General features: G+C 67.6%; 8 protein-coding genes. 7 read left to right on the top strand and 1 reads right to left on the bottom strand.

Annotation, left to right across the window (positions count from 1 at the left end; all coding sequences use genetic code 11):
* Positions 1-552: 552 nt before the first annotated feature.
* Positions 553-1,419, top strand: coding sequence for a hypothetical protein (locus U9977_RS21155; protein WP_322751031.1), 867 nt, complete (start codon positions 553-555; stop codon positions 1,417-1,419).
* 9 nt (positions 1,420-1,428) lie between these two features.
* Here the strand turns inward: U9977_RS21155 and U9977_RS21160 are convergent, their stop codons facing one another.
* Complete coding sequence (locus U9977_RS21160; RefSeq protein WP_322751032.1) at positions 1,429-3,033, bottom strand: LCP family protein; 1,605 nt, start codon at positions 3,031-3,033, stop codon at positions 1,429-1,431.
* Between the two features lie 171 nt (positions 3,034-3,204).
* Between U9977_RS21160 and U9977_RS21165 the strand changes: the two genes are divergently transcribed.
* From U9977_RS21165 to U9977_RS21190, 6 genes are all read left to right on the top strand, one after another.
* A complete protein-coding gene (locus U9977_RS21165) occupies positions 3,205-4,680 on the top strand; it encodes an FMN-binding glutamate synthase family protein (protein WP_322751033.1) in 1,476 nt (491 codons plus the stop codon).
* A gap of 203 nt (positions 4,681-4,883) precedes the next feature.
* The gene (locus U9977_RS21170; protein ID WP_322751034.1) at positions 4,884-5,765 is read left to right on the top strand and encodes a LysR family transcriptional regulator; all 882 of its coding nucleotides are present in this window, start codon (positions 4,884-4,886) and stop codon (positions 5,763-5,765) included.
* A 279-nt stretch (positions 5,766-6,044) separates the two neighbouring features.
* Positions 6,045-7,037: a PDR/VanB family oxidoreductase gene (locus tag U9977_RS21175; protein WP_322751035.1), complete on the top strand. Its 993-nt coding sequence runs from the start codon at positions 6,045-6,047 to the stop codon at positions 7,035-7,037.
* Positions 7,038-7,284: 247 nt separating this feature from the next.
* A complete protein-coding gene (locus tag U9977_RS21180; protein WP_322751036.1) occupies positions 7,285-8,400 on the top strand; it encodes an ABC transporter ATP-binding protein in 1,116 nt (371 codons plus the stop codon).
* Positions 8,397-9,782, top strand: a complete 1,386-nt coding sequence (locus tag U9977_RS21185; RefSeq protein WP_322751037.1) for an ABC transporter substrate-binding protein — start codon at positions 8,397-8,399, stop codon at positions 9,780-9,782. Before U9977_RS21180 ends, U9977_RS21185 begins: the two co-directional genes overlap by 4 nt.
* A 51-nt stretch (positions 9,783-9,833) precedes the next feature.
* Positions 9,834-10,526, top strand: a 693-nt coding sequence (locus tag U9977_RS21190; RefSeq protein ID WP_322751038.1) for a sugar ABC transporter permease, incomplete at its 3' end; no start/stop codon positions are given.

The raw sequence follows: 10,526 nt of genomic DNA on the forward strand, positions 1-10,526 counted from the left end.
GAGCGCACACCGGACTGCGCTTTTCAGCGTCCGCCCGGGGCGGTTGTCGCAACTTACCGTTCGAGTCTCGCCGAGTCAAACCGCGCCGGATCAACCGGCGGCCGCCTCACGATACACTCCCGACCACCCTCGTAAGAGGGCCGGACCGGGGAGGGGGGCCACCGTCGCGACTTAGCTTCGGTGTCTCCCGGCTTTCCGCCGGTAAGAGAAAACATACACGATGGACCGGCCGGATTTCATGATCGCAAGCACTTTGTAGAAATTTCTTTCCGTACCCAGACGGCTACGTATCGACACATCCCGGGGATCCGTCCGGCGCTGCGGTGTCCGCCCGTGCTTGCGCCTTTCGGCGGCCCCGGCGCACGCGTAGCGCGCCCGGCAGGAGGGACGCGGATGATCGTCGGTCCGGCTCGACATGCTCGCTGCGACATCGGCTCGCAGAGGGACCGGCTCGCAGCGGGACCGCGGGCCGGAAGAGGCGACGGCGGAGAACGGGGAACAACCAGGGCGACAGCGCAGCGGGATCGGGCGACGAGAGAGATGGTGAAGATCATGCGGGTGGACGGCCTGACGTCTTTTCACGAGGAGATCGAAGGAGTTGTCACGGAGGCGTCCCACGCACCGTCGATCCATGACACCCAGCCGTGGCACTGGCTGGTCGCAGACAGGCGCCTGGAGCTCTTCGCGGACCCGTCCCGACTTCTGGGCGCCGTCGACCCCGACGGCCGGCAACTACTGATCAGCTGTGGTGCCGCCCTGTATTACGCGCGGATCGCCCTGCGGCTGCGCGGGTTCGTCCCGGATGTCGTCGTCCTGCCCGGCGGACCGGGCTATGGCGGCCTCGACCGGGACCTCGCCGGCAAGGAGCCACTCGCGACCATCCGCATCAACGAAGCCAGGCCGCCTGACGCCTGGGAGCGGTCGCTGGGCACCGCAGTACACCTCGGACACGCGGGACACGCGGGACGCGGGCCGATCCAACCCACACCCGACCCGACCGGCGTCCTGGCAGCGCTCCAGGACGCTGCCGCGACCGAGGACGCCTGGCTGGCCACATTGGACGACACCGGCACCGACGATCACCTCGCGACGAACGCGCCATCCGCTCGGCCCGGCCAGGTGGACGGCCAGGATTCCATCGTTGTGCTCGGCACCGCCGCCGACCGTCCGATCGACCGCATGGCAGCGGGTCAGGCGCTCGCGCGGGTTCTGCTGAGCGCCACGGCCCTCTCGGTGGCCGCGTGTCCCATCGGGCACGCCGAGGACATCGACGCGATCCGAGTCGTGCTGCGCGAGATCCTCCACAGCACCGGAACCGTCCAGATGGTCATTCGCCTCGGCCTGCCGGCGGCCGGCGGTGTCCCGGCTGAGCCGGCCCCGCGCCGGCCACTCTCGGAAGTCCTCACGATCTCAGACTGACAGTGGATCTCAATAGGTACAGGTCGGGGCCGCGGCCGGGACGGGGGTGCTCGGATGCGCCGACGCGGCAGCGTCCCCGCCCGTGGTCGCGGCCGGTCCTGCGCCGGTCGGCTGGCCGCCCGCTGCGTCTGCGACGACCCCGGTGAACGAGGATCCGACGATCAGTTCAAGGCGGGTCGCGGTCGGATCGCGCTGGAGCGTGGAGCCGGGCACGGCAGCCTGCAGGGTGCGCGCGGCGGTGTCCTGACCTGGGCCGTAGACAACCGTGGAACTCGTGTGGCTACGCAGGGATGCGTTGCCTTCGTTGGAGGCGCGGAAACCGTGCCTGGTCAGCGCGGTGGCGGCGCGGGACGAAAGCCCCGCGACCGTCGAACCGTTGTAGACCTCGACCGTGATCTGGTCTGCCGGCGTGACGGGGGTGGCGCCGCTCGCCCCGGACCCGGACCCGGACCCGGACACCGACGGCAGCGGCGACGGGGACACCTCGGTGCCACTGTCCGGGGGGCGCAGCGGCGCGACGATACGTTCGAGGTCGATCGGATCGTAGAGCTGGACGGCGCCGAGTCCGGGGAGCTCACCCGAGTCGCCGATGGCGCCTTCCGCACGGGTCGGGGCATGGGTCGGCAAAGTTACTGTATGGATACTTCCCGTAGCCACATCCCGCATCCGAGTGGCCAGTCCCCGCAGGTCTGCGATGCCCGTATGACTGTCGAGGGTGAGCGCGGATGTCACCGATGACAGCAGCGCCTCAAGCTTGACCGGGCTGGTCAGCACCCCACTGGCCATCGCCTTGCGGAAGAGGGCGCCGATGAACTGCTGCTGGCGTCGGATGCGGTCGAGGTCCTGCTCGGGCAGCCCGTGTCGCTGCCGGACGAAGGCCAACGCCTGGCGGCCGTCCACCTGGACAGTCCCGGGACCGCCGAGGAACCCACTCATCGGGTCGTTGGTGTTTGTGCTGACCTTCCGCACGTTGTTGTCGTAGAAGACGTCCCGGTAGGTCGACGGGAGGACGCAGACAGCGACACCGCCGATCGCATCCGTGATGGCGCGGAAGCCCTCGAGGTCCATGGACACGTAATGGTCGATCCGGATGTCGGTGAGCCCCTCGACCATGTTGACCAGCAGAGATGGGCCACCGTCCGCGATCGCCGAGTTGAACTTGGCCCGGTGCGCGCCATGGCGGTGGCCGTTCGTGTCGGTGTACTCGGGAATGGTGACCAACGTGTCACGAGGGAAGGACACCATGGTGCTGGTGCCGTCCGCGGCGAGGTGGACGAGGATCGTGGTATCCGAGCGCTGGCCGGGCGCGTCGCCATAGGCGCCGCCGCTGCCGGCCCGACTGTCGGTACCCACCAGCAGGTAGTTCTCGACACCACGGGCCGGGGCAGCCGGCCGCTGGCCGGTGAGACCAAGATCCACTCTGGTGATTTTTCCGTTGAGATGGTTGTAGAGCACCCAACCACCAACGCTCGCCACCAGTACGACGACCGAGAGCAGCGCGAAAACCACCTGAAGCAACCCTGAGAAGACCTCGGAGGCACCCCGCGCCGGCGAGCCGCCCGGGGCTCGGACCCGCGGATTGAGGCTCGCCGGCAGCACGCCAGCACGTGTCACGCCATCACGGTTCACGGCATCGCCTGTCACGGCATCGCCTGTCGCCACCGGCTGCCGCATCTCGCCCGATACCCACCTCTCAGCCCAGCATCCGCCCGATCCGAGCCTGAGCGTATATAGACATCGAGACGGGCAGGGATGGGCGGCGGCCGATTGGACGGGGTGACGGTGATGACCGGATGGATCATGCTGGGCTTCGTCATGCTGGGATTCACCCTGCTGGTGTGCGCGGTGGCGCTTTATGATCTCCTGCAGCGCCGGCACTCGATCCTTCGAACGTTCCCCGTCATCGGGCACCTGCGCTTCCTGCTCGAAGACGTGGGGCCGGAGCTGCGCCAGTACATCGTCACCGGCAACGACGAGGAGCGGCCCTTCAGCCGCGACCAACGCCGCTGGGTGTACGCCACGGCCAAGCAGGACAACGCCAACACGGGCTTCGGCACCGCCAACGACCTGGAACTGTCGGCGAACTACCTCATCATCAAACCGGCGGCGTTCCCACTGCCGGGGCCCGCGGCCACGGACAACCTGTTGGCCTGCCAGAAGGTGCTCGGCGCGGCACGCGGTCGGCCGCATGCGTTGCGGCCACCGTCGGTGGTGAACGTCTCGGGCATGAGCTTCGGTGCACTGAGCGCGCCGGCGACCACCGCACTGAACCAGGGCTGCGCCATGGCCGGCTGTCTGCACAACACCGGCGAGGGCGGGATATCCGAGCACCACCTGCACGGTGGTGATCTGATCTTCCAGATCGGCACCGGATACTTCGGCTGCCGCACTGTGGACGGCCGGTTCAGCCTTGAGCGCCTGGTCGACCTCGCCGCCAGGCACCCGATCCGCGCAGTCGAGATCAAGCTCAGTCAGGGCGCGAAACCCGGTCTGGGTGGGATCCTGCCGGCGGCGAAGGTCACCCCCGAAATCGCCCGCATCCGCGGGGTGAAGGCCGGCGAAGTCTGTTACAGCCCGTCGACCCACACGGCGTTCGGTGACGTCGACAGCATGCTCGACGTCGTCGAGGAGATCGCCGCGGCGACGGGGCTACCGGTCGGGATCAAGTCAGCTGTGGGTGAGGCGACATTCTGGGAGCAGCTCGCCCGGCAGATGGCGGCCACAGACCGCGGGGTCGACTTCATCACCGTCGACGGTGGTGAAGGTGGCAGTGGTGCGGCGCCGCTCGCCTTCAGCGACCATGTCGCACTCCCCTTCAAGATCGGCTTTAGTCGGGTCCACCGGGTTTTCGTGGAGGCCGGCCTGGACGACCGGATAGTCTTCGTCGGCTCGGCCAAACTCGGCTTCCCCGAGACCGCGCTGCTGGCCATGGCCATGGGCTGTGATCTGATCAACGTCGGCCGGGAGGCGATGCTGGCGCTGGGCTGTATCCAGGCGCAACGCTGCCACACCGACCGCTGCCCCACCGGAGTGGCCACCCAGTCCCGCTGGCTGACCCGCGGGCTGGACCCGCGGGACAAGTCGGCCCGCGTCGCCAACTACGTCCGTGGCCTACGGCATGAGCTGCTGCGGCTCGCGCACTCCTGCGCCGTCACCCATCCGGCGCTCGTCACGCTCGACAGCTTCGAGATCCTCGATGGGCACTTCGGCTCCCGACCCGCACGCGAGGTCTTCGGCGACAACGGCAAGCGGTGGACGTAGGCGTCTCCCGGGTCGGGTGCGCGCAATTCCGTGGTCGGACGTATCCTCAACGGTGGGTCGAGACGTCAAGCGGCGGGATCCATGCCGGTATTTCTTTTCCAGACACATGCATACCGCATAATTCTTCAGGACAACACTCGCCCGTCACCGCCCGTTAGTCGCGCCAGGTAGGCTGGTCACGGACTTCCGGCGCGGAGGGCTTAATGGAGTTTCGACATCTGGTATCCTTTCTGGCCATCGCGGATGAGCTGCACTTCGGACGGGCGGCGGGCAAGCTTCACCTCGCCCAGCCGTCACTGAGCCAACACCTGCAACGCCTTGAACGCGAAGTCGGCGTCAAGTTGGTGGCCCGCACCTCCCACGAAGTCCGACTCACACCGGCGGGAGTCGCGTTCCAAACCGAAGCAAAACGGATACTCGATCAGGCCGGCAAAGCCGTTCAGGCCGCCCGCGACGCAGCTGCCGGGCGCGCTGGCACGATCAACATCGGCTACAACTTCCCGGCCGGTCATCGCGTCCTGCAGCCAACCCTCGTTCGGCTGCACGCCACCCACCCCGGGCTGGTCGCCCACCTGTGGGAACGACGCACAGGCCCCCAGCTCAAGGGCCTGCTCAGCGGCGAACTCGACGTCGGCTTCATATTCGGATTGCCGCCGACCAACGATCTTCGGTCCCGCGAGGTGCTGCGGCTGCCGCTGGTGGCCGTGGTCGGCAAACAGCACGACTGGGCCAGCCGCGAACAGGTTCCGTTCCGGGAACTGGAACACCAGGCATGCGTCCTGTTCAGCCGTATCCAGTCCCCGGCCATGTACGACACGATCGTCACCACGGCCGAGCGACTCAGGATCATCCTGCGGGTCGCCGCCGAGGTCGACGACCCGGGAGCGACTGCCCTGGTGCTCAACACTCGCCCCCTGGTGGGGTTCGCCTCGCTCGACCGGGTCCGCGGGACCAAGGGCCCGGTTGCCGTGCCCCTCATCGATCCCGTCCCGATGCTGTCCGTCCACGTGGTGTGGCGACCGAACCGAACCAAGGTCGTCGACGCCCTGCTCGACACCCTGGAGGAGACCGGTCCGTTCCACTGAGCTTTTCCGCTGAGCTTTTCCGCTGAGCCTTGCCGGGCGCTCCTGGAGCGACCGGCAAGAGGGGACGCGGCGTCGCAGGGCCGGGATGGGCCGAGGCCAGTCGCCGATGTTTCCATCGAGCATTCCAATCGCCTGGCCACACTGCCTTCTCGGGTCGTCTGGGATAATTGGACGAGTGGCGCCCGTAAAGCGCCGCCTGGTATGAATGGCCTGGATCACCCAGTTTCACGCCGTTTTGGGTCCAATTGTTCCCGAGGCTAGCCCGTCCGGAGGTCGGTCATGTCCGCGCCAATGACCCACGATCAGTTGACCGCAGTGCCGACGCCGTCAAGCGCCCCGTCCCTGACCGTCGTCAGAACAACGCGGGAAGCCGACGACATCATTTCTCTGGTCCTCGCCCATCCCGCTGGAGAGAAACTCCCCGGGTGGACGCCGGGCGCCCATGTCGACGTCGTCCTCGGGTCCGGTCTGATCCGACAGTACTCATTGTGCGGCGACCCGGCCGACGATATGCACTGGCGAATCGCCGTACTGCGTGAAGAACACGGCCGAGGCGGGTCGGTCTACCTGCACGACGAGGTCCAGGCCGGGTGGTCGTTGCCGGTCGGCCCACCCCGTAACAATTTTCCGCTGGTCCCGTCCCGGCGTTACATTCTCATCGCCGGCGGCATCGGAATAACCCCGCTCCTGCCTATGATCTCCGAACTCGACAAGCGGGACGCCGAGTGGACGTTGTTCTACGGCGGTAGACAGCGGACCAGCATGGCGTTCCTCGACGAGCTGTCGGCTCACCAAGATCGTATTGCCGTCCATCCGCAGGACGAATCCGGGCTGTTGCCGCTGGAGCACATCCTCGGGCAGCCTGAGATCGGGACGGCGGTCTACTGTTGCGGGCCCGAGGGCCTGCTCACGGCGGTTGAAGCCGCCTGCGGTGGCTGGCCGGCCGGCGCTGTGCACGTGGAACGTTTCCGGCCCCGGGAACGACCCGACGATCGCCCGGCGGACACCGCCTTCGACGTGGTGATCGGCAGTACTGGACAGAAGATACGGGTGGGCGCGGACCGGACGATCCTGCAAACTCTTGAACGCGCCGGCTTCGACGTGCCGTCATCGTGCCGCGAGGGCACGTGCGGCAACTGCGAGACCCGGTTCAGCGCCGGCGAGGTCGATCATCGTGACGAGGTGCTAACGATCGAGGAGCAACGCACCGGAGACGCCCTGATGATCTGTGTGTCACGAGCCCGCACGGATTCGCTGGTCCTCGACATCTGAGGCCTCGTATCGGTCGCCTCAGCCACGACACCAATCGACGACACCAATCGACGCTGTCAGGCCGGGATGATCGGGTTGAGCCCGTCACATCCGACGGACGTCCAATTTTCGGCGCGTTTGCTCTCCGTACACCGTCCTGGAGTTGAATGCAGCTGCGCCTGAGAGATATGACGCCGTGGCGAACAGATCCGGGAGGCCCACGGAATACAAGACGGTGTCGGTCCGGCGCGAAAGGAGAGCCGGAGCGGTGAGCCGTATCCAGATCGAAGCGTTGACCAAGCGTTTCGGCAAGGTCACCGCCGTGGACCGGGTGAGTCTCGACATCAGCGACGGCGATTTCCTCGTCCTGCTCGGCCCGAGCGGCTGTGGAAAGTCGACGTTGCTCCGGATGATTGCCGGACTGATCGAGCCCGACGGCGGGCGGGTCCTGCTGGATGAGCGCGACGTCACCTTCACGCCGCCCAGGGACCGCGATATGGCGATGGTTTTCCAGAGCTACGCCCTTTACCCGCACCTGACAGTCGAGCGCAATATCGGTTTCCCGCTGCGCTCGCGTCGACGCCCACGCGCGGAGATACGCGAGAAGGTACGGGCGGTCGCGGAGCTGCTCGATCTGGCCGACCTGCTCGACCGCCGACCCAGAGCGCTGTCCGGTGGGCAGCGCCAACGCGTGGCGGTCGGCCGGGCGCTGGTCCGCGACCCGGGTGCCTTTCTCATGGACGAACCGCTGTCCAACCTCGATGCCCAGTTACGCACCGCGACCCGTGGCCAGCTACGGGCGCTGCACAACCGGCTCGGCTCGACCATCGTCTACGTCACGCACGATCAGGTCGAGGCCATGACCATGGCCACCCGGGTCGCGCTACTCAATGCCGGCCGCCTTGAGCAGGTCGGCACTCCCACCGAGGTCTACGACGAACCGGCGTCGACGTTCGTAGCGGGCTTTCTGGGCTCACCACCGATGAACCTGCTCCCGGCCCTGGTCGAGAACCACTGCGGACGCGTCCGCGTGCACGCCCCCGGCGTGCAGGTGCCGCTGTGGGCGGCCGGCGACTTCCCCGGTCGCGACATCATCGTGGGGATCCGCCCGGAACATCTGGTCGGCGTCCCGCCGGCGTCGCCGGCACCCATGTTCCGCGGTCGGGTAACGGCGGTGGAGAACCTCGGCAGCGACGAGGTCGCCCAGTGCATGGTCGGCGACGCGCCTGTGTTCGCGCGCGGACCGCGCCCGCTCGGGCTGCGTCCCGGCGACCCGGTGGCCTTTGACACCGCCGCAGATCGCGTGCACCTGTTCGACCGCGCCAGTGGTCGCCGGCTCGTCTGGCAGCCAGAAGGATCGCCTCGCATAAGGAGCACGACATGAAAAGATCGAGCTGTCTCGGCGGTGCCGCGGCCGTGCTCGCCCTCGCACTCACCGCGACCGCCTGCGGCGGGGGCAGCTCACCGGCTGCCGCCCCGTCAAGCACCGCAACCGTTCCCGAACTCAGGGCCGACCAGCAGGTCTCGATCGTCCTGGAGAGCTACAACCTGGCGCAGGCCGGGGCGTGGACCGACACGTTCACAGATCTGATCAACAGGTTCCAGAGCGCCCATCCCAACATCAAAGTGACGGCCCAGAAGCCCGCGACCGCGACCGCCAGTGGCTACGGATCGGCCGCGACGGCCAGCATCCAACGCCAGATCGCGGCCGGCAACCCGCCCGACATCGGGCAGCTGGGATTCGGTGACCTCTTCTACGCGGTGCAGGGGCTGGGGGCCACGCCACTCGACGACGTGGTCGGCCACGACGCGGTGCAGGCCAACTTCGGCGGCACGCACCCGTTCGCGCCGACCGCGCGCACTCTGGGCGACGTCGACGGCAAGACCTATGGCATGCCGTTCGTGTTCTCCACCCCGATCCTCTACTACAACGCCAGCCTGTTCACCCAGGCCGGCCTCGACCCTGCAAAACCTCCGACCACCTGGGCGGAGGTCAAGACCGCCGCCCTCGCCATCAAGGACAAAGCCGGTAAGGACGGCGTCTACATCGACTGCCTGACCAAGAAGGCCGGTGACTGGTGCTACCAGTCCCTGGTCGACTCCAACGGCGGATCGGTGCTCTCCGCCGACCGGACCAGGCTCACCTTTGCCCAGGCGCCGGCGGTCGAGGCCGTCACGATGGCCCAGGACCTGGTCCAGTCCGGCGCAACCCCCAAACTCTCCCAGGAGCAGGCATATCCCGCATTCGCCCGCGGTGAGATCGGCATGATCGTAGAGAGCAGCGCGGGTGAGGCCATGTTCCGTAAGGGCGCCACCGGTGCGAAGCCCCCGTGGGATCTGCGGGCGGCCGGGCTGCCAAGCTTCGGCGGCACGACGGTGGAACCGACCAACTCCGGGGCTGCCCTGGTCATGTTCGCCAAGGATCCGGCCAAGCAGCGGGCAGCCTGGGAGATGATCAAATTTCTGACCGGTGATGAAGGCTACATCCAGCTCACCAGCAAGATCGGCTATCTGCCGTTGCGGACAGGCCTGCTGGACGACCCCGCCGGCCTCAAGGACTGGGCGGCGAAAAACCCCCTGATCAAGCCGAACATCGACCAGCTCGCCCGGCTCCGGCCGACGGTGGCCTTCCCCGGTGACAACTACGTCCAGATCAGGGACACGATGCTCGATGCCGTTGAAAGCGTCGTCTATAGCGGGGCTGACCCACCGTCCACGCTGGCCACGGCTGCGGATCGGGCGACAAAGCTGCTGCCGAAGACGTGAGGCCGTGGCGACCGTGGCGACCGTGCATCGACACAGGCAGGATCACCCGACGTGTTCGTAGAGGTCACCGCCGCGACGACGCCTGAGACGCCGACGCCGGTCAGCGCAGCCCGGCCCTCACCCACGCGCCGGGTGCTGCGGGCGCTGCCGCCCTTTCTCTACCTCACGCCGGGACTCGGCTGCCTGGCGGTCTGGACCTACCGCCCGCTGGTCGAGGCTGCGCAGCTGTCATTCTATTCGTGGAACCTGGTGCCAAGCAGGCCGAAGATCCCGGTCGGTCTGGACAACTACCGCCACGTCCTGCAGCTTCCAGAGCTCTGGCACTCGCTGTGGCTGACGGCGGCGACGATTGCGTGCCTGCTGCCGTTCACGGTCGTCCTGCCCACGATCGTCGCCCTGCTCACCCGCCGGGTGCGGGGCCGCCTGCGCGTCGGCTACCGGACCCTGGTGTTCGCGCCGGTGCTCGTTCCGCCGGTGGCGAGCGCGGCGATGTGGGTATGGCTGCTGGACCCACGGCACGGCCTGGTGGACCGCCTGCTGGGCCGACCGGTCAACTGGCTGCATGAACGTGGTCCCGCCCAGCTCGCCGTCGTCGGCATCACCGGCTGGCACCTGCTCGGCTTCGCCGTCCTCGTCGTCACTGCCGGCCTGGCCGCAATCAACGACGAGTACGCCGCGGCAGCCCAGCTCGACGGCGCGACCCGGTGGCAGATCACCCGATGGATCACCCTGCCGCTGCTGTCG

This window comes from Protofrankia sp. Cas8 (genome assembly GCF_963555845.1).
Classification (GTDB): domain Bacteria; phylum Actinomycetota; class Actinomycetes; order Frankiales; family Frankiaceae; genus Protofrankia.